Below are 24,923 nucleotides of genomic sequence, written 5' to 3'. Positions count from 1 at the left end.
AAAAAGGGGCTGATGCACTACGCATCAGCCCCTTTTGTATTCCGGTAGCCAAGCAAAAATGGTGGGTAAAAGTTGGCTTGACCTTACCTCTCTAGCTTGGAATTACAGTTGCTCCTGGTTAAACAGCGATTCGATATTCAACCCTTGGTGGGTCAGCATATCTCGCAAGCGACGCAGCCCTTCCACCTGGATTTGACGGACTCGTTCACGGGTCAAACCAATTTCACGGCCGACATCCTCTAGCGTCGATGCCTCATAGCCCAACAGGCCAAAGCGGCGTGCCAGCACCTCGCGCTGTTTCGGGTTCAGCTCTTGTAACCAGTGGACAATCGAGCTCTTGATGTCATCGTCCTGAGTGGACGTTTCCGGGCCGCCGCCTTTCTCATCGGGGATAATATCCAGCAACGCTTTTTCCGAATCACCACCGATAGGGTTATCCACCGAACCCACACGCTCGTTCAGGCGCAGCATACGGTTAACATCGTCAACAGACTTATCGAGCTTCTGGGCTATATCCTCTGCCGTCGGCTCGTGATCCAGCTTCTGCGCCAATTCACGTGCGGTACGCAAGTAAACATTCAGCTCTTTGACCACATGAATAGGTAACCGGATGGTGCGGGTTTGGTTCATGATTGCCCGCTCAATGGTTTGGCGGATCCACCAGGTTGCATAGGTTGAGAAACGGAAGCCACGCTCCGGATCAAACTTTTCAACCGCGCGGATCAAACCTAAGTTGCCCTCCTCGACCAAATCCAGCAAGGCCAGCCCTCGGTTGCTGTAACGGCGGGAAATTTTTACAACCAATCGTAGGTTACTTTCAATCATGCGCTTACGGGCAACTTCATCGCCACGCAATGCTCGGCGTGCGTAGAGCACCTCTTCTTCTGCCGTTAGGAGTGGTGAAAAGCCAATCTCACCTAAATAGAGTTGGGTCGCGTCGAGGGCTTTCTGTGTTGCCCCGTACTGCGAGATATCGACGTCGTCTTCGCTAGAACTGGTTTCTTCAACTTTGGATTCAACACTTTGCGCATCAATTTCCATTTCTTCTTCGAAGTCGAAGTCTTCAATGTTTGTAGCAGTATTGCTTCTACTCATAGCGCCTCCCAGATGGCGAGTTAGCAAGACATTACAACTTTACTATGCCATGTTTTTTACCGCGGCAAATACCGCATTGGATCAACAGATTTGCCTTTGTAACGGATCTCAAAATGTAGCCTTACATCACTGGTACCAGAGCTTCCCATTGATGCAATTTTCTGGCCTAAAGTCACCTTTTGTTGCTCTTTAACCAACAGCTGATCATTGTGCGCATACGCACTGAGGTAATCATCACTGTGCTTGATTATCACCAAGTTGCCATAACCACGAAGGGCGTTGCCAGCGTATACCACCACTCCGTCAGCCGATGCCTTAATGGCCTGTCCCCGCTTTCCAGCAATATCTATGCCTTTGTTGCCGTTCTGCGTATTGGAGAACTTGGCAACGACGCGACCTGTAGCAGGCCAGGACCATTTATCCACTTTATTGTTAGTGGAACTTGGCTTATTTGTAACAACTTTGTTACTTTTAGTTTTTTGAGAGTACTCTTTTGTGCGACCTTGATCAACATTTTTATTGGCGACTTTTTGCTCAGCTTTTGGCTTGGGTTTTGCAGCCTGGGCCGTCTGCTGGGAGGCAGGCTTCGGCTTGGCTGCTGGCTTTGGCTGAGTCGCTGCAGGCTTTGATGTTGTTTTTGCAGGTGTTTTCTTCGTGGTACTGGCAACGGCGACAGGCGCCGCCTTGCCGTATCTCGGCGCCACGTATTTTGGCTTCCAGAGCTGAAGTTTTTGCCCAGGGAAAATGGTATAAGGCTGGGACAGGTTATTGGCTGACACCAACTCCTGCACTTCTTTGCCCGTGATGTAAGAGATAAAATAAAGCGTGTCGCCTTTCTTCACCTCGTAATAGCTACCACGGTAGCTTCCTCGCTCAAGGCTCTGGTAGTCCTTGCCTAAACTGGCGACGGGAGCCGGTGCATGGTTACTACAGGCAGACAGCGACAAGCAGGCAACCAGCGTTGCCCACTTCCATTGTTTACCTGCAATACGAACCATACCCATAGGTCTCTACGCCAGCTCCCCGGCTACCAGCGGTACAAAGCGCACCGCTTCAATATCACGATAGGTAAAGCGATCGCCCTGACGCTCGATGAATTTCAGGACTTGGAAATCATTACCTACAGGGATGATCAGCCGACCACCGTCATTAAGCTGGTTCAACAGCTCTACCGGGATTTCGGCAGCCGCGGCCGTGACAATAATGGCATCAAACGGGCCTTTGCTTGCCCACCCTTGCCAGCCATCGCCATGCTTGGTGGAGATGTTGTGCAACTCAAGCTGCTTGAGGCGGCGCTTGGCCTGCCATTGCAACGCCTTGATACGCTCCACCGAATAGACATGATCAACCAGCTGCGCCAGCACCGCGGTTTGGTATCCCGATCCCGTACCAATTTCCAACACCCGGGAATGGGCTTGCAACGACAGTAGCTCTGTCATTTTCGCCACAATATAGGGTTGCGAAATCGTCTGCCCGCTGCCGATTGGCAAGGCATTATTTTCGTAGGCTTTGTGAGACAAGGCCTCGTCGATGAACAGTTCACGGGGAACTGCAGCGAGCGCCTGAAGCACCTTGTCGTTACGGATCCCTTGCTGCTGGAGATAGGCCAGCAAGGTGTTCCGCTCTTCCACATAGCGCATACTTAGTTTTTCTCCAAATGATGAATCCACTGCTTGATTTCTCCCATCGCCTCGTGGGCGGTCAGGTCAACCTGCAATGGCGTAATTGAAACACAATGCTGTTCAACGGCATAAAAGTCGGTACCAGGCCCTGCGTCCTGACACGGCCCCGGGGGACCTAGCCAATAAAGCGCTTTGCCGCGGGGGTCGACACTCTTCACCATGTTTTCTGCTCGATGGCGTGCGCCCAAGCGCGTCACCTGCCATTCACCCAACTCGGCCAACGGCACATCGGGGACATTGATGTTAAGGATCTTATTGTTCGGCAATGGGCGCTGCTGGCTATTGCGCAATACTTGCTTGACCACCGCCGCAGCGGTGGCGAAGTGGGTCTTGCCCACCAAAGAGACCGCGATAGCCGGTACGCCAAGAAAGTGCCCTTCCGTTGCTGCCGCAACGGTACCGGAATACAGCACGTCATCGCCCAGGTTGGCACCGTGGTTTATTCCCGCAACAACCACATCAGGACGGTAGTCCAGCCATTCGTTCAAAGCGAAATGGACACAGTCTGTTGGCGTGCCCTCAACCGAGATCCGGCGCTCGCCTTCCTCGCGGATACGAAGCGGGTAGTCCAGCGTCAACGAGTTCGAGGCGCCGGAGCGGTTGCGATCGGGGGCAACGACAGTCACCTCCCCCAATTCTTCCAGTGCTTCAGCCAGTGTTTTGATGCCCTCGGCAAAAATACCGTCGTCGTTACTGATCAGGATTCGCATGGTTGTCTTCCTTATTTTCGACTTCGCGCTCTACCATGAGTTCACGAACCACCGCTGTTGCAAAGCAACCCGCCGGCAAGGCAAAAGACACCGTCACGCTGTTGACGTCCTGCTGCCACGCCATCTGCTCTGGCTTGAGCAATAACGGACGACGCTCGTGGCGCATACGGTTATCACGGATAAGCTTGAGCAACAGTGGCTCCTGTTCAACCACCGCCATCTCGAAGGCCTCGGCTTCCAAGGTGGTCGGCAGGGCATTATCGCCCATCATCGGCGCGGTGATCGCGGCCATCCCGCGAGCCACGTCGTGCTGCAGTTGCTCTGTCACCTGCTCGACAATCGTTGCCCGGTCATCGCCTTTAACCTCAAGGCTATCACCCGCCATTAAGGTATGGACTTTTTGTTGCTCAATACGCGACGAGAGCACCATATTGAACAACCAAGAGCGCGCCGCCGACAGGTAGAAGCTGCGCTTGCTCTTGTCGCGAACACGGAATTCATCGTTGCCCCAAGCTCGCGCCTTTACCACGTTGTTGCCACCGCGGCCAAAACGTTGCTCGCCGAAGTAGTTAGGCACGCCGTGCTCTGCCACCTTCTCAATACGAGCGACCACCTCTTGGGCTTGGTCAAGCTCGGTCAGGCGCAGCTGAAACCAGTTACCCGCCAAATCGCCCGGGCGCAGTTTCTTATCGTGGCGGGAGGTTTCCAGCACTTCCACACCTGGGTGCTCGGCCACAAACTGGGCAAGATCCGGATCCGGCTTACCCGGCAAATGGACACTCAGCCACTGCTCGGTTACCGCATAGCGGTCTTTCAGGCCAGCCCAGCTCACATCGCGCGACTTAACGCCACACGCCTTGGCGAGCTCATTGACCACGTATTTGGTGTTTTCGCCCGTTTTACGGATTTTAACCATAAAGTGTTCGCCGGCACCGGCGAACTCAAAGCCAAGGTTTTCCTTCACGATAAAGTCTTCAGGCTCAACCTTGATACGGCCCTGACAGCTTGGTTTTCCGTATAACCAGCTAAATTCGTCCATTACATTAGACATATATACACCATTTATTGGCAGTCTGAGTTACTGCTTAGAGATCAAGACAACGGCTTCGCAAGCGATGCCTTCTTTACGCCCGGTGAAACCCAAGCGCTCCGATGTGGTTGCCTTAACATTGATATTTTCAACGTCTGTTTCCAGATCGTCGGCAATTGCCTGGCACATCGCATCGATATGCGGCGCCATTTTAGGAGCTTGAGCAATAATAGTCACATCCAAGTTGCCCAACCGGTAGCCCTTGGCCTTTACCTTACTGTAGACGTCGCGCAGCAGGAAACGGCTATCAGCCCCTTCCCATTCCGCATCGGTATCAGGGAAATGGCGACCGATATCACCGGCACCGATGGCGCCTAGCAACGCATCGCATACCGCGTGAAGGGCAACATCGCCATCAGAATGCGCAATCAAGCCCTGCTCATAAGGAATGGCAACACCACCTATGATCACCGGCCCTTCGCCACCAAACTTGTGTACATCAAAACCGTGTCCAATTCGCATCATTGCTCATCCCTCAAAATGTGTTCTAGATAAAATTGCGCCAGCGCCAAGTCTTCTGGCTGGGTAACCTTCAGGTTGTCGGCACGGCCTTTCACCAACATCGGCGACATGCCGCAGTGCTCCAACGCCGACGCTTCATCGGTTACCGTTGCGCCCTCGGCCAAAGCCTGCTCCAGCGCTTGCTTCAACTGGCCAGCACGAAACATCTGCGGTGTTAAGGCGTGCCATAGATTCGCACGCTCTACGGTACCCGCAATGGCTTGCTGGCCGTTACCACGCTTCATGGTATCACGCACCGGTGCAGCCAAAATCGCCCCGTGCGCGCCTTGCCTGGCCGCCTCAATCAGGCGTTGCAAGTCGTCTTGATGCAAGCAAGGACGGGCAGCATCATGCACCAACACCCAGTCTTGGGCATCGTCAACCGCCGCCAGTCCGGCAAAAACGGAATCGGCGCGCTCCGCGCCACCGTCGACACGCACCACCCGAGGGTCAGATGCCAACGGCAAGGTTGGAAAGTACGGATCGCCGGCGCTGATCGCGATAACCACCCGCTCAACCTCCGGGTGGGCAAGCAAGCGATCAACGGTATGTTCGAGAATGGTTTTTCCAGCAATTGAAAGGTACTGTTTCGGGCGGTCGGCTGCCATTCGGCTCCCCACCCCAGCAGCCGGTACTACGGCAATTATTTTTTCGGTCATCGTCACTTTCGAATTTAATACACTAGCAAGGGTGCCGCAGGCTTATTCGCCCACAATCCGGAAAAAAGTCTCTTCCGGCCCGATCATGCCCAGTTCGTTGCGGGCACGCTCTTCGATAGCCTCTTGGCCTCGGTGCAAATCGTGGATCTCCACGTACATTTGCTGGTTACGCAACACCAATTCACTATTGGCTTGCTGCTGAACCTCAACATTTTTCTTTACTGCCAAGTAGTCAACCATCCCGTTCTTGCCGAGCCAGAAGTCATACTGCAGCCAAGCCAGCACCGCCAGTAGCAACACAGTTAATAAGCGCATACCACTCCTTATGACAGTTGGAACTCCAAACAATCTGCGGTTGGGGTTCGGAAAACAGCATATTTACTAACCGCATTTACCCTAAGGCTGATAACAGCCTGAAATGCATTTAGTAAATATATTCGGTACGCAAAACAGTTAGCCTGTAATAATCCCATAAAGCGCACTGCGAGACTAGCACCTTATCGCAAACCCTCAATATTCAGCTTGGTGAATTTGCCAAGAACTTGCATAAAAAAAGCCGCCTCAGGGAGGCGGCTTCATCAGTCTATAGGCGAACCTACAGGCAAGCTAGCAATTAAGCTTGGCCTTTAACTTCTTTAAGACCGTTGTAAGGTGCTTTCTCACCTAGCGCTTCTTCGATACGAATTAGCTGGTTGTACTTAGCAACACGGTCAGAACGGCTCATAGAACCAGTCTTGATCTGGCCAGCAGCAGTACCTACCGCTAGGTCAGCGATAGTTGCATCTTCAGTTTCACCAGAACGGTGAGAGATAACAGCAGTGTAACCAGCGTCTTTAGCCATCTTGATAGCAGCTAGAGTTTCAGTTAGAGAACCGATCTGGTTGAACTTGATAAGGATAGAGTTAGCAACGCCTTTCTCGATACCCTGAGCTAGGATCTTAGTGTTAGTAACGAATAGATCGTCACCTACTAGCTGGATCTTGTCGCCTAGTAGTTCAGTCTGGTGCTTGAAGCCATCCCAGTCAGACTCGTCTAGACCGTCTTCGATAGAAACGATTGGGTACTCTTCAACTAGGCCAGCTAGGTAGTGGTTGAACTCTTCAGAAGAGAAAATCTTACCTTCGCCCTTCATGTTGTAGTTACCAGCTTCTTTGTCGAAGAACTCAGAAGCAGCACAGTCCATAGCTAGAGTAACGTCTTTACCTAGCTCGTAGCCAGCTAGCTCAACAGCTTCTTTGATTGCAGCTAGTGCAGCAGCGTTTGACTCTAGGTTAGGAGCGAAACCACCTTCGTCACCAACAGCTGTGCTCATGCCCTTAGCTTTAAGAACTTTAGCTAGGTTGTGGAATACTTCAGCACCAACGCGTAGACCTTCTTTTAGCGTCTTAGCGCCAACTGGCTGGATCATGAATTCCTGGATGTCAACGTTGTTGTCAGCGTGCTCACCACCGTTGATGATGTTCATCATTGGTAGAGGCATAGAGAACTGACCAGCAGTACCGTTTAGCTCAGCGATGTGCTCGTATAGAGGCATGCCTTTAGCTGCAGCAGCTGCTTTAGCGTTCGCTAGAGATACAGCTAGGATTGCGTTTGCACCGAAGTTAGACTTGTTTTCAGTGCCGTCTAGGTCAAGCATGATCTGGTCGATATCAGCTTGTGCTTTAGCGTCTTTACCTACTAGAGCTTCAGCGATTGGGCCGTTCACAGCTTCAACAGCTTTAAGAACACCTTTACCTAGGAAACGAGACTTGTCACCGTCGCGTAGCTCAAGAGCTTCACGAGAACCAGTTGATGCACCAGATGGCGCAGCAGCCATACCTACGAAACCGCCTTCTAGGTGTACTTCCGCTTCTACAGTTGGGTTACCGCGTGAATCGATAATTTCACGACCTAGAACTTTAACGATCTTAGACATTGTGTTTCCTCTTGCTTTATCTTCAATTTAAAAGCTAAAAAAATAGCTGCGGCGAACACCTGCCACAGCTATCCGTAATCCTTACTTGTTAAGCTCACCGCGCTGGTTGTCGCCAGCGGCCTTCACGAAGCCTTCAAATAGAGGGTGGCCATCGCGAGGTGTTGAGGTGAACTCTGGGTGGAACTGAGCAGCCACAAACCATGGGTGGTTAGGGATCTCGATAATTTCCACCAACTTCTTGTCTGCAGACAGACCAGAAATCTTCAGACCTGCTTTCTCTAGTTGAGGAAGTAGGTTGTTGTTTACTTCGTAGCGGTGACGGTGACGCTCATGGATAGTTGGGTTACCGTACAGCTCACGCGCTTTAGAACCTTCAGCTAGGTGACATAGCTGAGAACCCAGACGCATTGTGCCGCCTAGATCCGACTTTTCAGTACGCTCTTCCACGTTACCTTCGCCGTCAACCCACTCAGTGATCAGGCCAACAACCGGATTCTTGCTGTCCGCATCAAACTCAGTTGAGTGAGCGCCTTCAAGACCCGCAACGTTACGTGCGAACTCAATCAGTGCCACCTGCATACCCAGGCAGATACCTAGGTACGGGATGTTATTTTCACGGGCATATTGTGCAGTCAGGATCTTACCTTCCACACCACGGCCGCCGAAACCACCAGGAACTAGGATTGCGTCAAGGCCCTGTAGCGCTTCTTCGCCCTTGCTCTCAACGTCCTGCGAGTCAACGTACTTGATCTTCACAGACAGGCGGTTCTTCAGGCCTGCGTGCTTCAATGCTTCGTTCACTGACTTGTATGCATCTGGTAGTTCGATGTACTTACCAACCATACCGATAGTTACCTCGGCAGTTGGGTTGGCTTCTTCGTAGATCACCTGTTCCCACTCAGTCAGGTCTGCTTCTGGCGCCGTAATGCCAAAGCGCTGACATACAAGATCATCAAGACCTTGTGCTTTGATAAGCTGAGGGATTTTGTAGATAGAGTCTACGTCTTTCATTGAGATAACTGCTTTTTCCTGTACGTTACAGAATAGCGCGATCTTCGCACGCTCATTAGCAGGGATCATACGGTCAGAACGACATACTAGGATGTCAGGCTGGATACCGATAGAAAGAAGTTCTTTAACAGAGTGCTGGGTTGGCTTGGTTTTCACTTCGCCTGCAGCAGCTAGGTATGGCACTAGCGTTAGGTGCATAAACATTGCACGCTCACGGCCTAGTTCAACAGCAAGCTGACGGATTGCTTCCATGAATGGTAGTGACTCGATATCACCTACCGTACCGCCAACTTCGACGATAGCGACGTCGTGGCCTTCAGCACCAGCGATAACGCGCTCTTTGATTGCGTTCGTGATGTGAGGGATAACCTGAATTGTGGCACCAAGGTAGTCACCGCGGCGTTCTTTACGTAGTACGTCCGCGTAAACACGGCCGGCAGTAAAGTTGTTGCGCTTGGTCATTTTGGTGCGGATGAAACGCTCGTAGTGACCCAGGTCAAGGTCGGTCTCTGCACCGTCTTCCGTAACGAATACTTCACCATGCTGAATCGGGCTCATTGTGCCTGGGTCAACGTTGATGTAAGGGTCTAGTTTCATCATGGTCACTTTAAGACCACGTGCTTCTAGAATGGCCGCTAGTGATGCAGCAGCAATACCTTTACCTAGTGAGGATACAACCCCGCCCGTAACAAAAATGTAATTCGTCGTCATGTTTTACCTGGAAGATTGGTATAGAGGATATAAAAAGTATCTGGACGGGAAATTAGTATACCAGACACACTTTATTGCCACAACGTGAAAACTATCACAGCACGTTTGGTTTTTTTTTGTCTCAAATCAATTCTGCTCAACTGGATGACTATCAACAGCCTTGTTACTAATCAAAAGCCGACATTCAAATTATGAGTCGGCCTGTTTTTTCTCCCGCTCCTTCACTTCATCCCATACCGCATCAAGCTGAGCCAGCGTGCAATCCTCAACACGCTTTCCTTGTTCTAGCACAGTTTTCTCCACTTCGCGAAAGCGGCGCTCAAATTTTTTGTTGGCCCGCTGCAGTGCCAACTCCGGTTTCACATTCACATGGCGGCTGAAGTTGGCGACGGCAAACAGCAAGTCCCCCATTTCTTCTTCGATTTTGCCCTGCTCTGGTGACACCTGGATGACTTCTTCCATCACCTCGTCGATTTCTTCGCGCACCTTGTCGACCACCGGCCCCAGCGTATCCCAATCAAAGCCATGCTTGGCACAGCGCTTTTGGATTTTATCGGCCCGGGTCAGTGCCGGCATCGCGTTGGGGATGTTGGCCAGGATGCTGTGGTCTTCGCCCTTGGCCTGGCGCTCCTTGGCTTTTTCAGCTTCCCAATTGGCATTGATTTCTTCATCGGAGCCAAACTCGGTGCCTGCGAACACATGGGGATGGCGTCGGGTCAACTTCTCGTTCAGCCCCGCCACCACCTCGTCAAAATCAAACAGCCCCTGCTCCTTGCCAAGCTGGCAATAGAAAATCACCTGAAACAGCAAATCCCCCAACTCTTCGCGCACGTCGTCCCAGTTTTGCTGCTCGATGGCATCGGCAACCTCGTAGGCCTCTTCCAGGGTGTGGGGCACGATAGTGGCGAAGCTCTGCTTGAGATCCCACGGGCAACCTTTTTGCGGGTCGCGCAGCGTGGCCATGATAGTCAGTAGTTGTTCGATGGAGGTTGGGTTGCTCATAGTGATTCTCTCTGGATAGAAAAAGCGGGTCGCCTAGGCGCCCCGCTCAATGTTAATGACTTAGTTGACGCCCAAGGGGTTTCAAGCCCAAGGCACCGCTATCAATGCAGGCGCTTGGCCTCTGCCACGTCCTTCACCTGCTCGATGCGCTTCAGCACCCGGCTCAGCACCTCAAGATCGGTGAGTTCCAGGTCGAAGTCCATGATTGACATCTGCTTCTTGAAATCAATCCGGCTCTTCATCCCCGCCACCTTCACTTTCTCGTTGGCAAAGGTATTGGTCAGCTCCTTGATCAAGCCATTGCGCTCTGACGCCGTCACCCGCACGGTAATATTGTAGTTGCCGACAAAGCCACCGCCCCAAACGGTATCGATGATCCGCTCGGCGGCCACATGGCGCAGCTCTTCCAACTGCTCGCAGTCGCTACGGTGCACCGAGATCCCGCGCCCCTGGGTAACAAAGCCCTGGATATCATCGCCTGGGATTGGCTGGCAGCAACGGGCCAGGTGAGTCATCAGGTTATCGACCCCCTCCACCACCACCGCATCGCGTTGCGGCTTCTTGGTCGCTTCCACCTTGGCACTGGCTTCCGTCAGCTTCTCAAGCAGCTGCTGGTCCTCTTCCTCGGCGGTTGGCTTGTTGACCAAGGCGTTGATGTGATTAACAACCTGGTTGATCCGCAAATCGCCACTGCCGACACCGGCATACAGCTCGTCGGCCGATTTCACATTAAAACGTTTAAGGGCATAGGCCTCGGCATCTTTCAGCGTCGCGCCAACCTTCACCAGCTCGGCTTCCAGAATTTCTCGGCCGGCCAGGATGTTCTTGTCACGGTCTTGCTTGCGGAACCATGCATGCACCTTGGCACGCGCACGGCTCGAGGTGACAAAACCCAGGTTGGGGTTGAGCCAATCCCGTGATGGGTTCGGCTCTTTCTGGGTGATGATTTCGACCTGTTCACCCATCTGCAAGTGGTAGGTAAACGGCACGATCCGCCCTTCGACCTTGGCACCAATACAGCGATGCCCCACCTCAGAGTGGATATGGTAGGCAAAGTCCAACGGTGTCGCGTTCAGCGGCAGATCGACCACATCCCCTTTCGGGGTGAAGGCATAGACGCGGTCATCGAAAACCTGGCTTCGCAGCTCTTCGAGCATTTCGCCGGAATCCGACATCTCTTCCTGCCACGCCAAGAGTTTGCGTAGCCAGTTGATCTTTTCATCGTAAGACGACTTGGCCCCGCCGGACGAACCTTCCTTGTACTTCCAGTGGGCGGCAACACCCAGCTCCGACTCTTCGTGCATCTGCTTGGTACGGATCTGGATTTCAATTGTTTTGCCTTCCGGCCCCAGCACCACGGTGTGGATCGACTGGTAACCGTTAGGTTTCGGGTTGGCAACGTAATCGTCGAACTCTTTCGGCAGGTGGCGGTACTTGGTGTGCACCACCCCCAGTGCGGCGTAGCAGTCCTGAAGTTGGTCAGCAATGATCCGCACCGCACGCACATCGAACAACTCGTCGAATGCCAAGCTCTTCTTCTGCATCTTGCGCCAGATGCTGTAGATGTGTTTCGGGCGCCCGTGCACCTCGGCCTTGATGTTCGATACCTTCATCGAGTCGGCCAAGTCCGTCACAAAGTGCTCGATATAGTGTTCGCGGTCGATACGGCGCTCAGACAACTGCTTGGCTATCTGCTTGTAGGTATCCGGGTGGTTGTAGCGGAAGGCGTAATCTTCGATTTCCCACTTGAGCTGGCCGATCCCCAAGCGGTTTGCCAACGGCGCATAGATATTGGCACATTCTTTTGCCGCCGCACGGCGAACCGCATCAGGCTCGTCCTTCACCTCTCGCAGGTTGCAGATACGCTCTGCCAGCTTGATCACCACGCAGCGGAAGTCGTCGACCATCGATAGCAGCATGCGGCGGATATTATCGACCTGCGCCGACTGCTCGGCTCCCTCGGTGGTGGCATTCAACTGGCCGATGGCGGCCATCTGGCTCACACCGACCACCATCTGCAAAATGGTGCCGTTGTAGTCTTCCTTGAGTTGCTCTGGTGAGTAAACCCCTGACTCCACTAGCGGGAACAACAAGGCAGCCACCAAGGTGTCCTTGTCCATGCTCAGGGTTACCAGGATCTCAACCATCTCGCGGCCACGCCACAACAGTAATGGCGCGGACTCTTCCTCTGATGTCAGTTCGATACACCGTTGATAGGTTTGCTTCAGCCGGTTAGCCACCTTGGGCTCCTGCTGCAAACTCTCTATCCAAGATGAAAGCTCGAATGTACCGTTTTCCTTTAAATGCGCACCGCGAACTGCGACCATGTCTCTATCCTGTTCTTTTTGTTACGGCGCTATAGCTTGGTAAATAAAGCCATAGACTCCAAGTGCCCGGTATGGGGGAACATGTCCATCATACCCAAGCGTTCCAACTGATAACCTTGTTTCAACAGCAACTGGCTGTCACGCGCGAGCGTCGCCGGGTTACACGAAACATAAACAACCCGTTCAGGGTTCAAATTAACAACATGCTGCATCACCCCTGCAGCCCCAGCGCGGGCCGGATCGAGCAAAATTTTATTGAATTTTTCTTGCGCCCAAACCTTGGTCGTCACATCCTCTTCCAAATTGGCCTGGAAGAAGTTGGCATTGCCGAGCTGATTTTTCTTGGCGTTGTCATTAGCACGATGCACCATCTCATCGACACCTTCAACACCGACCAGCGCATTTGCCTGTTTTGCCAGCGGTAAACTAAAGTTACCCAAGCCACAGAACAAATCCAGCACCCGATCTTGCGGCTGAACATCAAGCCAGTCAATGGCTTGGCTTACCATTTTCTGGTTAACATCACGGTTAACCTGAATAAAGTCCTTCGGCGAGAAGTACAGCTTCTGTCCCGCCAGCTCATAATACGGCGCCTCGTCCGATAGCGACTCAACCACATCGGCACTCGGCGCCAAGTACAACATTAGTTGATTTTCTTCAGAGAACTGACGGAGCAACGTCAGATCTTGGTCAGAAAAGGGCTGGAGGTGGCGGATCAGCACCACTCTGCCATTATCGGCTTCCACCAACTCTACATGGCCAAGGTGTTTTTTCGCCTTCAGCTGCCCCAGTACCCGGTGCAGTTCTGGCAGCAAGGCATTGAGTGACTCGGCCAGTACCGGGCACTGGGCAACATCGACAATTTCCTTGCTCTGTTTTTTACGAAAGCCAATTTTTAGCTTGCCACCAGCCGGCATCACCGCAAAGCGGGCACAACGGCGGTAGTGCCATGGCTGGCTCACAATCGGTGCATCCTGGGCTATTTCCCCCGCCTTGGCGAACTTGCCCATCAGCTCGGTCAGTGCCTGCTGCTTTGCTTCGGCCTGCCCCTGGTGAGATAAGTGCTGCAAGTTACAGCCGCCACACTGGTCATAGATTGGACAATGCGGTTTAATACGTGCCTGACTATCGGTTAAGCGCTTGATCACCTTGGCACGCGCATATTGCTTTTTGTCTTCCGTGAGCTGCACCACCGCTTTTTCACCCGGCAGCACACCATCAACAAAAACCGGCTTTTTGTTGATATGACCAATACCGGCACCTAGATGATCAAGGCGGCTAATAGTGATTTCTTTGTGCTTGGTATCGGTTAATTTTCGTTTTTGAGGCTTAAAAAAGCGTGCCATACTGTTTGACCCACGGAGCAGATTGTCCAAACTAAGTGATAACATCAGCAGTTTGGTATTAGTTGATTGTCGAATAGCCCTAGTTTCATTAAGCTATCGGGCATTAATGGAAGACAATTCTCCCACAGAATCGCATTCTTGTAATTAAGAGAACCATGACCAAATATGGACTTCGTGCCAGGGTCTTCACCCTGACATTAGCACCGACGCTGATTATTGGCCTGTTGTTAAGCGCCTTTTTTACCATGAGCCGCTATCGCGACCTGGAGCACCAGCTGATCTCGACCGGTGCCAGCATCATCGAACCCCTTGCGATTTCAACCGAATACGGCATGGCTGATAGAAACCGCGAAGCCGTAAGACGGTTGATCAGCTACGCCCACCGCAAGCACTCCCAAATTGTTCGCAGTATCGCCGTCTTCAATACCGAGAACGAACTGTTCGTGACCTCGAATTTCCACCGCAACTTCGAAGCGCTGATGTACCCGGATGATCAGCCCATCCCGTTGCTGCTGGAAACCCGGCTCAGCGAAAACTCGTTGATCCTAAGGGCGCCGATCCTCAAAGAAGGCCAATTCAACAATCCGTCCTTCCCCGGCTACCAGGCCGAGGCGCTGGGCTATATCGCCCTGGAATTGGATTTAAGTGCCCTTCGCCTGCAACAATACCAAGAAGTGTTCACCGCGCTGATGGTGCTGTTGCTCGGCCTGACGCTGTCGTCCCTGTTTGCCTACCGCCTGATGAAGGACGTGACGCGGCCTATTTCGCACATGGTTAGCGTGGTCGACCGGATCCGCCGCGGCCACTTGGATGTCCGGATCGAGGGCCAACTGCTTGGCGAGCTTGATACCCTGAAAAACGGTATCAACGCCATGGCTATCTCGCTGTCGGAATACCATATCGAAATGCAGCAGAGTATCGATCAGGCCACCTCTGATCTCCGCGAAACGCTAGAGCAGCTGGAAATCCAAAACGTCGAACTCGATATCGCCAAAAAGCGCGCGCAGGAAGCGGCACGGGTCAAGTCGGAATTCTTGGCCAACATGTCCCACGAGCTTCGCACCCCGCTGAACGGCGTCATCGGCTTTACCCGCCAGATGCTCAAAACCCGCCTCAGCTCCAGCCAGCAGGATTACTTGCTGACTATCGAGAAATCGGCCAATAACCTGCTGACTATCATCAATGACATCCTCGACTTCTCGAAGCTGGAAGCAGGCAAGCTGTTGCTTGAAAACATCCCGTTCGACTTTACCGAGTCGCTTGATGAAGTAATGAAATTGCTGGCACCAAGTGCCCACGAAAAAGGGCTGGAACTGACCCTGAAAGTGGACAGCCGGATCCCGACCGGGGTCATTGGCGATCCGCTGCGTATCCAGCAAGTACTGACTAACCTGATTGGTAACGCGGTCAAGTTTACCGAGCGCGGCAACATCGATGTCTCGGTTGAGCTGAAAACCGACAAGGACGAAAACCTCGATCTGCAATTTATGGTTCGCGATACCGGTATCGGGATCTCGGAGCGTCAGCAGGCGCAGCTATTCCAGGCCTTCAGCCAAGCAGATGCCAGTATTTCTCGCCGCTATGGCGGTACCGGCCTGGGCTTGGTGATCACCCAGAAACTGGTGACCCAAATGGGTGGCGAGATCAGCCTGACCAGTCGCCTGCACCAAGGTTCGACCTTCTGGTTCAGCCTCCGACTTAACAAGACGGATTTGCCGGTATCGCAACCAATCGATACCCACTCGCTGCTCAACAAGAAGCTACTGCTTATAGAACCGAATATGCAGGCGGCATCGGTGATCCAGCAACGCCTGATCCGCGCGGGTATCCACGTGACCTACCGCTCGACCATGCCGGACGATGCCGAGCAGCACGACTTTGCGATGCTGAACCTCTCACCGGGCGAACAGCCACCGGTGGCGACCCTGCTCGACCAGGTATTCAAGGCCGAGCAGCTCAGCGACAAGGTCTTGGTTTGCTTGCCAACCACCGAGCTGGCGCTGTCAGAGCGCTTGATCAACGCCGGTGTAAGTGCCTGCTTACCTAAGCCGCTGGGCCACCGCAAGTTGCTTGAAGCGCTGGCCAATGAGCCTGAATTAATCAGCGAGCCAGAGCCGCAACCGGTCACGACGGCGGCGCCAACCATCCAGCCGCTCACCGTTATGGCGGTGGATGACAACCCGGCCAACCTCAAGCTGATCTCCGCCTTGCTTAGCGAGCGAGTGGAAACCGTTATTACCGCAACGGGCGGAAAAAAGGCGGTGGAATACGCCCACCAGAAAGACTTCGATTTGATCTTCATGGATATCCAGATGCCGGAGATGGATGGGGTCACCGCGTGCCAGGAAATCCACAAGACCAAGCTCAACCACAATACGCCAGTGATTGCGGTCACCGCCCACGCCATGGCCGGCGAGCGCGAAAGGCTGATCAATGCCGGTATGGATGACTACCTCACCAAACCGATTGAGGAGCATATCCTGCAACAAATTTTGGCCAAGTGGACCAGCCCGCACGATACCCCGCTTGAAGGTACGATTATCGAGGCCGCACCGGAGCCGGAAGCACCAGCGCCACCCCCTAACAACAATGTGAGTTGGGACTGGGAGCTGGCCCTGAAGCAGGCCGCAGGCAAAGAAGATCTCGCCAAGGACATGCTGCAAATGCTGCTCGATTTCATGCCGGAAGTGGAAATGCTGGTGAATGAAGCCTTGGATGGCAAAGAAATCGACCTGTGGCCGCCTATCCACAAGCTGCATGGTAGCTGTGCCTACAGCGGCGTACCGCGGCTCAAGAGCCTATGCCACACCATCGAGACCGAGCTCAAGGCTGGCGCAAGCCAAGACGATATCGAGCCGGAGCTGTTTGAGCTCATCGATGAAATGAACAATGTGGTGAAGGCGTCAAAGGCATACCGTCACTGATTTTGAGATAGGTGTCTAAATCCGAAAAAGCAAAAAGGAGAGCATTGGCTCTCCTTTTTCATAAAGTTAGCAATTGCTACTCCCCGATTATCAATGGGTACAAGCTCTTGCTCCTCCCCTTTTCAAGGGAAGGCTGAAAGGGATTAGTGACTAGCTTTCCAGTATCACCGTCGCCACCGCATAACGCTTCTCGTCGGCAATGGTGAGGTGGACGTGGTTCACCCCCATCGCCTGCGCCAGCTCAGCCGCCTTGCCCGACAAGGTCAGCAAAGGCTTACCCAGCTCGTCGTTGGTCACGGTGAAATCGTGCAGGGTCACCCCGCAGGCAATCCCGGTGCCCAACGCCTTTGAGCCCGCTTCCTTGACGGCAAACCGCTTGGCCAAGAAGCGAGACTTTTGCTTAAGGATTTGGAACGTGGCCAGCTCAGAAGGCGACAAAATGCGCTCGGCAAAGGCTTCACCGGAGCGAACATAAGCCTTCTCGACCCGCTCAATGTCGGCGATGTCGGTGCCTAGCCCCAAGATGGCCATTATCGGCGCGCTGCCTGCATTTCAGCCTTCATGTCTGCCACGGCTTTGTTAAGGCCGTCGAACATCGCACGGCCCATGATCGAGTGGCCGATGTTAAGCTCGTACAGCTCAGGCAGCGCCGCAATCGGCTTCACGTTGTGGTACGTCAGGCCATGGCCAGCATTGACCTTGATACCCTGATCGTCGGCATAGCTTGCCGCTGCGGCAATTTTCTTCAGCTCGTCCAGCTGCTCTTCCTCGCTCTCGGCATCGGCATAATGGCCGGTATGAAGTTCGATGTAAGGTGCGCCACACGCCACTGCCGCATCGATTTGCTCGCGATCCGCATCAATGAACAGCGAGACCTTGATACCCGCTTCAGACAACGTCTTGGTCGCCGCTTTCACCTTTTCTAGCTGGCCAACAACATCAAGACCGCCTTCGGTAGTTAGCTCTTCACGCTTTTCCGGCACCAGGCAAACGAACTCAGGCTTGGTTTCCAAGGCGATCTGCACCATTTCGTCGGTCACCGCCATTTCCAGGTTCATGCGAGTCTGGATAGTCTCGCGCAAAATACGCACGTCGCGATCGGTAATGTGGCGACGGTCTTCGCGCAGGTGGATGGTAATACCGTCCGCTCCTGCGCGCTCAGCAACTTCTGCCGCGTGCACCGGATCCGGGTAGCGTGTACCGCGCGCATTTCGCAACGTCGCAATGTGATCGATATTCACGCCAAGTAAGATGTTGTTCATTTTCCGGTACTCCTTCCTCTAGGGATAAACAATTCCCTGCTTTTTAATGGTTTTCCGCCAAGATACGGCTTTAGGGCTATACGTGTAAAGCGCTTCGCTGCCCGAAGTTGATCAGGGGTTTCAAATCGCCGCGCGGCAATCGCCTTCAGCTGCTCACCAGTAAAGGTCAGTTGGCCAATTTTCATCGACGCGATAAAGCCACGTTGCTCGCGGTAGTTGTAGGTCATCGTATCATCGACAGGCAACCCGCTGCCGGCACAGTGAAGAAAATCAATGCCATAGCCGAGGTGTTGCAACAATGCCAACTCAAACCGCCGCAATGCCGGCTCTGGGTTATCCGCTTGCGCCAACTCGCGCAGCACATTCAGGTAATCCAGAAACAACACAGGGTAAGGGGTATTGGTCTCGAGCACCCGCGCCAACAGCTCGTTGACGTACATGGCCGAGTACAAGATATAACTGCGCATCGGCAAGCCGATACTGATGGGTTCTGCGTGGGTCAGCACGGGCATGCTGCCTTTGCCGGACCATTTCATGAAAAGGGGGGTAAAAGGCTGGAGGGCGCCTTTGAGATTGGAGCGCTTGCGCCGCGCTCCCTTCGATAGCAAAGTGATACGGCCTGCATCCTCACTGAATACATCAAGGATCAGGCTCGTCTCACTGTAGGGACGAGTATGGAGGACAAAACAACGCTGAAGCCCTTCCATTACAGCCCTTATAAATCGTCGATATAGCCTAGGCTACGCAACGCTCGCTCATCATCAGCCCAACCTGATTTCACTTTCACCCAAAGCTCTAGGTAAACTTTGCGCTCGAACAGGTCTTCCATATCGATACGGGCTTCACGGCCGATCACTTTGATCTTGTCGCCGCCCTTACCGATAACCATCTTCTTCTGGCCTTTACGCTCAACCAGAATCAGGCCATTGATATCGAAGCCGTCGGTATCCGGGTTGTAGTCGAAACGCTCGATTTCAACCGTAACCGAATACGGCAACTCATCACCGGTGAAGCGCATTAGCTTCTCACGGATAATTTCCGATGCCATGAAACGCTGTGAGCGGTCGGTGACGTACTCTTCCGGGAAGTAGTACTCAGCTTCAGGCAAGTGGTCGCGAACGATCTTCTCGACCGCATCAACATTGGTGCCGTGCTTCGCCGATACCGGAACCACATCAACAAACTCCATCTTGCTCGATAGCTCTTGCAGGTGCGGGAACAGCTCGTGCTTGTCTTTCACGTTATCGACCTTGTTGACCAAAAGTACGGTTGGCAGGCCGCTCTTGGCCAGCTTGTTCAGTACCATTTCGTCATCATTGGTCCACATGGTGCCGTCCACCAGGAACAATACTAACTCGACATCCGTCAGCGAGCTGCTCGCGGCACGGTTCATCAAGCGGTTAATCGTACGCTTTTCCTCGATGTGCAGCCCCGGGGTATCCACGTATACCGCCTGGTAGCCGTCACGGGTGTCGACACCCATGATACGGTGGCGCGTCGTCTGTGGCTTACGCGAGGTGATCGATAGCTTCTGGCCGACAAGGCGGTTCAAAAGGGTCGACTTACCGACGTTTGGTCGGCCAACGATGGCAATAAAGCCGCAATGTTGCTTATCTGTCATGATTCCAACTGCTTAAGCGCAATTTCTGCTGCTGCCTGCTCTGCCTTGCGCCGACTGCCGCCTTTACCGATAACAGGCTTATCCAAGCCTGTCACTTCACACTGTACGGTGAACTCTTGATTGTGAGCTTCGCCATGTACCTTAGTAACAGTATACGCTGGTAGCGGCAAACGACGTCCTTGCAGGCACTCCTGCAGGCGCGTCTTAGGATCTTTCTGGTTGATGCCCGGCTGGATGGTCTCTAGGCGAGACTGGTACCAGCGCAACACGATACCGCGCACGTTTTCGATATCGCTATCAAGGTAGATAGCACCGATAATCGCTTCCACGCAGTCAGCCAGAATGGAATCGCGGCGGAAACCACCGCTCTTTAGCTCGCCAGGGCCAAGCAACAAGTGGTCGCCCAGCTCGAACTCGCGGCCCAGCTCTGCCAGCGTCTTACCCCTTACCAGCGTTGCACGCATGCGGCTCATGTCGCCTTCGTCAACAGCCGGGAAGCGATGGTAAAGATCATCGGCAATCACAAAGCTCAGGATAGAGTCGCCAAGAAACTCAAGGCGCTCGTTATGCGTGCCATTGGCGCTACGGTGTGTCAGCGCCAATGTCATCAAATCAATGTTCTTAAATTGGTAACCCAGCTTACGCTGAAGTCTATTTGCAGGAGTGGTCATTTTTTCCCGATCAGTTTATGCCACCGATGCGGCTAAAGCGCACACCGGTAGGAATCCAAGATGGAAGTGCACTATCAGCACCTCGTTCAAACTCAAAGCTGATCCAGATCCCGACCGCCTTGCCCACTAGGTTAGCTTCAGGTACGAAGCCCCAGTAACGGCTGTCTGCACTGTTGTCGCGGTTATCACCCATAACGAAATATTGCCCCTCAGGCACTACCCACTCACTTACGCCAGGGCGTGGCTGGTAAGCCAGAGTACGGTCGCGCTTAAGCGGGTGAACCAAGATCTGGTGTTCTTGCTCGCCAATTTTCTCGTTGAATTGCACTAGGCGTGTCATGCCTTCAGTAAACTCACTGTCGGTCATGTCTGTTAGTGGTACAGGCTTACACTCTACCGAGCCTTTCGGTGCCACACACAGTTGCTTGTGGGCGCTGTAGCGAACAGTATCGCCAGGCATACCAACAACACGCTTGATATAGTCAATTTTAGGTTGAGGTGGGAACTTAAATACCACGACATCGCCACGCTCTGGTTTGCCTGTTTCCACCATTTGGGTGCGGAACACAGGGTCTTTCAGACCATAGGCGAATTTCTCAACCAGGATGAAGTCACCGACCAGCAATGTCGGCATCATCGAACCGGATGGGATCTGGAACGGCTCATAAATAAATGAGCGAAATACCATAATGAGCGCGATCACCGGAAACATCGAACTGGTCGATTCGACCCAGCTCGGTTGCGGTGCCACGGCCTGTAGGGTTTCTGCATCCACTTGATCGCCAGCATTTGCCGCCGCAGCTTCAATTTTCAATTGACGTTTTGGCGCCCAGACAAATTTATCCAGTGCCCAAATGATCCCCGTGACCAAGGTGGCCAGAACAAGGATTAGCGAAAAAGTATTAGCCATCATATTCCCTACTAAATGTAACAATGCAGCAAGGGATCCTTGCTGCATCGCTCATTACCTTAAACCCGCCAGCCCGGCACGTTGCATCACGCTGGTACCTGCGGCTAGGTAAGGCATTGAGTAAACTCGTTATTACTTATCTTTACCTACGTGCAGAATTGCCAAGAACGCTTCTTGAGGCAGTTCGACGTTACCGATCTGCTTCATACGCTTCTTACCTTCTTTCTGCTTCTGTAGCAGTTTCTTCTTACGGCTCACGTCACCACCGTAACACTTGGCAATTACGTTCTTACGCAGCTGCTTCACGGTTGAACGTGCGATGATGTGGTTACCGATAGCAGCCTGGATCGCGATGTCGAACATCTGACGTGGAATGAATTCCTTCATCTTCTCAACCAGATCACGGCCGCGGTACTGTGCGTTGTCCTTGTGGGTAATGATAGCCAGTGCATCGACGCGGTCGCCGTTCAGCAGGATATCAACACGTACCATGTCAGACTCTTCGTAGCGCTGGAAGTTGTAATCAAGCGACGCGTAGCCACGTGACGTTGATTTCAGGCGGTCGAAGAAATCCAATACCACTTCGGACATCGGGATATCGTAGGTCAACGCAACTTGGTTGCCGTGGTAGACCATGTCTACCTGAACACCACGTTTCTCGATACACAAGGTGATCACGTTACCTAGGTAATCACTTGGCACCAGGATGTTACAACGAGCAATTGGCTCACCAACCACTTCGATGTCGTTCACCGCCGGTAGCTTCGACGGGCTATCAACGTAAATCTGGGTACCGTCGGTTTTCTTCACTTCGTACACTACGGTCGGCGCCGTGGTGATCAGATCCAAGTTGTACTCACGCTCTAGGCGCTCTTGGATGATCTCCATGTGCAGCATGCCTAGGAAGCCACAGCGGAAACCAAAGCCCAGTGCCGCCGAGCTTTCTGGCTCGTAGAATAGCGAAGCATCGTTCAGGCTCAACTTGCCCAGTGCATCACGGAAGTTCTCGTAGTCGTCTGACGATACAGGGAACAGACCCGCGTATACCTGTGGTTTCACTTTCTGGAAACCCGGTAGCGCTATTTCGCTGCCGTGCTTGGCGTGGGTCAAGGTATCACCAACTGGCGCACCCAGGATGTCTTTAATACCACATACAACCCAACCTACCTCGCCGGTACGCAGGATGTCGGTATCGATCTGCTTAGGTGTGAAGATACCGATACGGTCAACACCCCAAACCTGGTCGGTACTCATTACCTTGATCTTGTCGTTCTTCTTCAGTACGCCGTTTTTGATACGTACCAAAGAAACAACACCTAGGTAGTTGTCGAACCAAGAATCGATGATCAGTGCCTGTAGCGGTGCTTCAGGATCACCCTCCGGTGCTGGAATTGCTGATACGATGTTTTCTAGTACATCTTCAACACCCAAACCGGTTTTCGCTGAACAGCGAGTGGCTTCCAGGGCATCGATACCAACAATTTCTTCAATTTCTTCTGCTACGCGCTCAGGATCGGCTGCTGGCAGGTCAATCTTGTTCAAGATTGGCACCACTTCCAGATCCATCTCGATGGCGGTGTAACAGTTCGCAAGCGTCTGGGCTTCTACACCCTGGCCTGCATCGACAACCAAAAGCGCACCTTCACAGGCCGCCAGCGAACGTGATACTTCGTATGAGAAGTCAACGTGTCCCGGGGTGTCGATAAAGTTCAGCTGATAAGTCTCACCATCTTTAGCCTGATAGTCGAGCGTCACGCTCTGGGCTTTAATGGTGATACCGCGTTCGCGTTCAAGATCCATGGAATCCAGAACCTGTGCTGCCATTTCACGATCGGAAAGGCCGCCACAGACTTGGATTAGACGGTCGGATAAGGTCGACTTACCATGGTCGATATGTGCAATAATCGAAAAGTTACGAATGTGCTTCATGAATTGGCGTGACTAACTCGTGATTAAAAATGAATGGGATCAAACGATCAAGTTGACGGATTCTACCGAATTTCGCCGCTAGTCGCTATCTTTCGATGCGCCATTTATCACTTGATCAGCTGAAATAGGACTACCAAGCACCCGGATAAGGTTGGGTTTATACGCTAAATTTCCTTCCAAACGGGCTGCGAGACGCCGGGCAAGCAGCAAACCAACACCGCCGCTCACCAGCGAAGTGACGATAACACCCAGCTCGCTTCCCCCGGAAATACTGACAAACCACCACTGCCCCAGTGCTGCGCCCACCACTAAGAATAGCAAAGGCAGCACATAAACCAGCACTGCAGAGTGCAGCATGCTCCGTTCCGACAGGCCGATTTCAACCACATCCCCCACCTTGGCAGGAATTTGGGTCGCAATTTTAACCAGATGGCTGCGACCGGGTATTGCCTTAGTGACAATACCGGTGCCGCAACTATTTTGCGCCGCGCAACTGCCGCACGAGGTTTGCTGCTGGCAGCTGACGGTAAGCTCGTTATTGCCTACCGCCACCACCGTGGCAAGGGAGCGCATCATTGCCCGCTTTCTCCGGCCACATTGGCAAAGACCACAGATTCAGCGATGCGACGTGCCGTCGCCGGCGGAATATCACCGACAACCGTCACTTCTTTATCATTGAGCATATAACTGTGCAATGTTCGGCGACCTTGGCGAACCAGCTGCTCCCGCACCGTGTAGCTATCTGACGCAGAGACGTAAATCGAAAAGCTGAACAGGCCATCACTGTACATTTTGCTTTCCACCGGTCGCTCAGTCATCATCAGGCGGTGGCGGTTCTTCGACACCGATTCAAACCCTTGCGGCAGCCAGTTCACCTGCCAGTTTAGCTCAGCCTGAGGCTGCGGCGGCAACTGGACCACGGCAGGCAGCTCGACACTTTCCAAGCTTTTCAGTACTTCGCCCACCTTGGGGTTAATCACATAAGAAACGGCCCGGTACTGCTCTAGCGGCTCGCCGTCACGATCGAGCAAATCAGCCCTCAGTACCAGCTTGCTACGGGTATCAATCCAAAGCAGGTAGGAATAGCGCGCACCGTCTTTCGGCGCGATACGTACGACATCCGATGCCACCCCGGCTTCGCGGGCACGGCCCATCGGAATAAAGTCGTAATACTTGGCCAACTCATCGATGTCGGTTTTCATGATTGGCGGCAGCGGCGCGACCATCTTGTTGCTGTCGATGGTAAACGGGTCTAGGCCAGGCTCGAAATAGCTCACTTCGTTGCCACGCTGAATCACCTCACGAGGAGGCCCGCTCAAATAAACTAGGTGTGCATAAGTCTCGCCATCTTCGATTGCATGGCGGTAACGCAGGGGTTCGATACTATTTTTCTTGATTAGGATGTACGACAGCTCATAGCTGAGCTCGCGGCTAGCCTCACCCATTTGATGCAACAAAGCCTCGGCGGAAGAAACAGGCTCTTCTGCAGAGGCTTGCAATGGCATCGCGAGGCTGACCAGTGTCATTACACCGACCAGAATCTTCTTCATTTAACTG

The 24,923-nt window shown here is 53.0% G+C and carries 23 protein-coding genes; 1 reads left to right on the top strand and 22 read right to left on the bottom strand.

Annotated elements, in window-relative coordinates; all coding sequences use genetic code 11:
- Positions 1 to 102: 102 nt before the first annotated feature.
- The 13 genes from rpoS to rlmD all read right to left on the bottom strand — a co-directional run bounded on the left by rpoS (position 103) and on the right by rlmD (position 14,049).
- Entirely contained in the window at positions 103 to 1,095 is a 993-nt protein-coding gene (rpoS, locus tag C9I98_RS16360) for an RNA polymerase sigma factor RpoS (protein WP_036832421.1), read from the bottom strand.
- A 56-nt stretch (positions 1,096 to 1,151) separates the two neighbouring features.
- Positions 1,152 to 2,093, bottom strand: coding sequence for a peptidoglycan DD-metalloendopeptidase family protein (locus tag C9I98_RS16355; RefSeq protein ID WP_051902729.1), 942 nt, complete (start codon positions 2,091 to 2,093; stop codon positions 1,152 to 1,154).
- 12 nt (positions 2,094 to 2,105) lie between these two features.
- Positions 2,106 to 2,735: a protein-L-isoaspartate(D-aspartate) O-methyltransferase gene (locus C9I98_RS16350; protein WP_036832423.1), complete on the bottom strand. Its 630-nt coding sequence runs from the start codon at positions 2,733 to 2,735 to the stop codon at positions 2,106 to 2,108.
- A 2-nt stretch (positions 2,736 to 2,737) separates the two neighbouring features.
- A complete protein-coding gene (surE, locus tag C9I98_RS16345) occupies positions 2,738 to 3,487 on the bottom strand; it encodes a 5'/3'-nucleotidase SurE (RefSeq protein ID WP_036832425.1) in 750 nt (249 codons plus the stop codon).
- Positions 3,468 to 4,538: a tRNA pseudouridine(13) synthase TruD gene (gene truD, locus C9I98_RS16340; protein ID WP_036832428.1), complete on the bottom strand. Its 1,071-nt coding sequence runs from the start codon at positions 4,536 to 4,538 to the stop codon at positions 3,468 to 3,470. Before truD ends, surE begins: the two co-directional genes overlap by 20 nt.
- 27 nt (positions 4,539 to 4,565) lie before the next feature.
- A complete protein-coding gene (gene ispF, locus C9I98_RS16335; protein ID WP_173424732.1) occupies positions 4,566 to 5,039 on the bottom strand; it encodes a 2-C-methyl-D-erythritol 2,4-cyclodiphosphate synthase in 474 nt (157 codons plus the stop codon).
- The gene (gene ispD / locus C9I98_RS16330) at positions 5,039 to 5,737 is read right to left on the bottom strand and encodes a 2-C-methyl-D-erythritol 4-phosphate cytidylyltransferase (RefSeq protein WP_036832434.1); all 699 of its coding nucleotides are present in this window, start codon (positions 5,735 to 5,737) and stop codon (positions 5,039 to 5,041) included. The genes ispF and ispD overlap by 1 nt, the downstream gene beginning before the upstream one ends.
- 42 nt (positions 5,738 to 5,779) lie before the next feature.
- Positions 5,780 to 6,052: a cell division protein FtsB gene (gene ftsB / locus C9I98_RS16325; protein ID WP_036832435.1), complete on the bottom strand. Its 273-nt coding sequence runs from the start codon at positions 6,050 to 6,052 to the stop codon at positions 5,780 to 5,782.
- Positions 6,053 to 6,350: 298 nt separating this feature from the next.
- Positions 6,351 to 7,652 carry a phosphopyruvate hydratase gene (eno, locus tag C9I98_RS16320; RefSeq protein ID WP_036832437.1) on the bottom strand — a complete coding sequence of 434 codons (1,302 nt, stop codon included), beginning with the start codon at positions 7,650 to 7,652 and terminating at the stop codon, positions 6,351 to 6,353.
- 81 nt (positions 7,653 to 7,733) lie between these two features.
- Entirely contained in the window at positions 7,734 to 9,374 is a 1,641-nt protein-coding gene (locus tag C9I98_RS16315; protein ID WP_036832440.1) for a CTP synthase, read from the bottom strand.
- Between the two features lie 189 nt (positions 9,375 to 9,563).
- Positions 9,564 to 10,376: a nucleoside triphosphate pyrophosphohydrolase gene (gene mazG / locus C9I98_RS16310; protein ID WP_036832442.1), complete on the bottom strand. Its 813-nt coding sequence runs from the start codon at positions 10,374 to 10,376 to the stop codon at positions 9,564 to 9,566.
- A gap of 101 nt (positions 10,377 to 10,477) precedes the next feature.
- Positions 10,478 to 12,703, bottom strand: a complete 2,226-nt coding sequence (gene relA, locus C9I98_RS16305) for a GTP diphosphokinase (protein ID WP_036832444.1) — start codon at positions 12,701 to 12,703, stop codon at positions 10,478 to 10,480.
- Between the two features lie 29 nt (positions 12,704 to 12,732).
- Positions 12,733 to 14,049 carry a 23S rRNA (uracil(1939)-C(5))-methyltransferase RlmD gene (gene rlmD, locus C9I98_RS16300; protein WP_036832446.1) on the bottom strand — a complete coding sequence of 439 codons (1,317 nt, stop codon included), beginning with the start codon at positions 14,047 to 14,049 and terminating at the stop codon, positions 12,733 to 12,735.
- Between the two features lie 155 nt (positions 14,050 to 14,204).
- On the opposite strand from rlmD, the gene barA reads away from it, so the two are divergent.
- Entirely contained in the window at positions 14,205 to 16,973 is a 2,769-nt protein-coding gene (gene barA, locus C9I98_RS16295; RefSeq protein ID WP_036832448.1) for a two-component sensor histidine kinase BarA, read from the top strand.
- A 150-nt stretch (positions 16,974 to 17,123) separates the two neighbouring features.
- On the opposite strand, the gene acpS is transcribed toward barA, so the two are convergent.
- From acpS to rseB, 9 genes are all read right to left on the bottom strand, one after another.
- Positions 17,124 to 17,504: a holo-ACP synthase gene (gene acpS / locus C9I98_RS16290; protein ID WP_036818194.1), complete on the bottom strand. Its 381-nt coding sequence runs from the start codon at positions 17,502 to 17,504 to the stop codon at positions 17,124 to 17,126.
- Positions 17,504 to 18,235 (bottom strand): pyridoxine 5'-phosphate synthase, encoded by a 732-nt coding sequence (gene pdxJ, locus C9I98_RS16285; RefSeq protein WP_036818196.1) that lies wholly within the window; start codon positions 18,233 to 18,235, stop codon positions 17,504 to 17,506. Before pdxJ ends, acpS begins: the two co-directional genes overlap by 1 nt.
- Positions 18,232 to 18,942 carry a DNA repair protein RecO gene (recO, locus tag C9I98_RS16280; protein WP_036818199.1) on the bottom strand — a complete coding sequence of 237 codons (711 nt, stop codon included), beginning with the start codon at positions 18,940 to 18,942 and terminating at the stop codon, positions 18,232 to 18,234. Before recO ends, pdxJ begins: the two co-directional genes overlap by 4 nt.
- An 8-nt stretch (positions 18,943 to 18,950) precedes the next feature.
- On the bottom strand, positions 18,951 to 19,856 hold the full coding sequence (era, locus tag C9I98_RS16275; RefSeq protein WP_036818201.1) for a GTPase Era: 906 nt from the start codon (positions 19,854 to 19,856) through the stop codon (positions 18,951 to 18,953).
- Positions 19,853 to 20,527 (bottom strand): ribonuclease III, encoded by a 675-nt coding sequence (gene rnc, locus C9I98_RS16270; protein WP_036818204.1) that lies wholly within the window; start codon positions 20,525 to 20,527, stop codon positions 19,853 to 19,855. The genes era and rnc overlap by 4 nt, the downstream gene beginning before the upstream one ends.
- A gap of 10 nt (positions 20,528 to 20,537) precedes the next feature.
- Complete coding sequence (gene lepB / locus C9I98_RS16265) at positions 20,538 to 21,437, bottom strand: signal peptidase I (protein WP_036818208.1); 900 nt, start codon at positions 21,435 to 21,437, stop codon at positions 20,538 to 20,540.
- Between the two features lie 132 nt (positions 21,438 to 21,569).
- Positions 21,570 to 23,366 (bottom strand): translation elongation factor 4, encoded by a 1,797-nt coding sequence (gene lepA / locus C9I98_RS16260; protein WP_107272215.1) that lies wholly within the window; start codon positions 23,364 to 23,366, stop codon positions 21,570 to 21,572.
- A 78-nt stretch (positions 23,367 to 23,444) separates the two neighbouring features.
- Positions 23,445 to 23,942, bottom strand: coding sequence for a SoxR reducing system RseC family protein (locus tag C9I98_RS16255; protein ID WP_107272214.1), 498 nt, complete (start codon positions 23,940 to 23,942; stop codon positions 23,445 to 23,447).
- A complete protein-coding gene (rseB, locus tag C9I98_RS16250; protein ID WP_036823301.1) occupies positions 23,939 to 24,916 on the bottom strand; it encodes a sigma-E factor regulatory protein RseB in 978 nt (325 codons plus the stop codon). The genes C9I98_RS16255 and rseB overlap by 4 nt, the downstream gene beginning before the upstream one ends.
- Positions 24,917 to 24,923: the final 7 nt, after the last annotated feature.

It is taken from the genome of Photobacterium sanctipauli (genome assembly GCF_003026495.1).
Lineage (GTDB): Bacteria > Pseudomonadota > Gammaproteobacteria > Enterobacterales > Vibrionaceae > Photobacterium > Photobacterium sanctipauli.
Note: the sequence above shows the minus strand (reverse complement) of the source record. Positions and strands in the feature narration are given on the sequence as shown.

Bases quoted from the DNA above. Each gene is read 5' to 3' on its own strand.
- lepA (WP_107272215.1), bottom strand. From the start codon at position 23,366: ATGAAGCACATTCGTAACTTTTCGATTATTGCACATATCGACCATGGT.
- C9I98_RS16355 (WP_051902729.1), bottom strand. From the start codon at position 2,093: ATGGTTCGTATTGCAGGTAAACAATGGAAGTGGGCAACGCTGGTTGCC.
- ftsB (WP_036832435.1), bottom strand. From the start codon at position 6,052: ATGCGCTTATTAACTGTGTTGCTACTGGCGGTGCTGGCTTGGCTGCAG.
- rlmD (WP_036832446.1), bottom strand. From the start codon at position 14,049: ATGGCACGCTTTTTTAAGCCTCAAAAACGAAAATTAACCGATACCAAG.
- relA (WP_036832444.1), bottom strand. From the start codon at position 12,703: ATGGTCGCAGTTCGCGGTGCGCATTTAAAGGAAAACGGTACATTCGAG.
- truD (WP_036832428.1), bottom strand. From the start codon at position 4,538: ATGTCTAATGTAATGGACGAATTTAGCTGGTTATACGGAAAACCAAGC.
- rnc (WP_036818204.1), bottom strand. From the start codon at position 20,527: ATGACCACTCCTGCAAATAGACTTCAGCGTAAGCTGGGTTACCAATTT.
- C9I98_RS16315 (WP_036832440.1), bottom strand. From the start codon at position 9,374: ATGACGACGAATTACATTTTTGTTACGGGCGGGGTTGTATCCTCACTA.
- lepB (WP_036818208.1), bottom strand. From the start codon at position 21,437: ATGGCTAATACTTTTTCGCTAATCCTTGTTCTGGCCACCTTGGTCACG.
- C9I98_RS16350 (WP_036832423.1), bottom strand. From the start codon at position 2,735: ATGCGCTATGTGGAAGAGCGGAACACCTTGCTGGCCTATCTCCAGCAG.
- rseB (WP_036823301.1), bottom strand. From the start codon at position 24,916: ATGAAGAAGATTCTGGTCGGTGTAATGACACTGGTCAGCCTCGCGATG.
- era (WP_036818201.1), bottom strand. From the start codon at position 19,856: ATGACAGATAAGCAACATTGCGGCTTTATTGCCATCGTTGGCCGACCA.
- surE (WP_036832425.1), bottom strand. From the start codon at position 3,487: ATGCGAATCCTGATCAGTAACGACGACGGTATTTTTGCCGAGGGCATC.
- acpS (WP_036818194.1), bottom strand. From the start codon at position 17,504: ATGGCCATCTTGGGGCTAGGCACCGACATCGCCGACATTGAGCGGGTC.
- eno (WP_036832437.1), bottom strand. From the start codon at position 7,652: ATGTCTAAGATCGTTAAAGTTCTAGGTCGTGAAATTATCGATTCACGC.
- mazG (WP_036832442.1), bottom strand. From the start codon at position 10,376: ATGAGCAACCCAACCTCCATCGAACAACTACTGACTATCATGGCCACG.
- C9I98_RS16255 (WP_107272214.1), bottom strand. From the start codon at position 23,942: ATGATGCGCTCCCTTGCCACGGTGGTGGCGGTAGGCAATAACGAGCTT.
- rpoS (WP_036832421.1), bottom strand. From the start codon at position 1,095: ATGAGTAGAAGCAATACTGCTACAAACATTGAAGACTTCGACTTCGAA.
- pdxJ (WP_036818196.1), bottom strand. From the start codon at position 18,235: ATGAACAACATCTTACTTGGCGTGAATATCGATCACATTGCGACGTTG.
- ispD (WP_036832434.1), bottom strand. From the start codon at position 5,737: ATGACCGAAAAAATAATTGCCGTAGTACCGGCTGCTGGGGTGGGGAGC.
- barA (WP_036832448.1), top strand. From the start codon at position 14,205: ATGACCAAATATGGACTTCGTGCCAGGGTCTTCACCCTGACATTAGCA.
- recO (WP_036818199.1), bottom strand. From the start codon at position 18,942: ATGGAAGGGCTTCAGCGTTGTTTTGTCCTCCATACTCGTCCCTACAGT.
- ispF (WP_173424732.1), bottom strand. From the start codon at position 5,039: ATGCGAATTGGACACGGTTTTGATGTACACAAGTTTGGTGGCGAAGGG.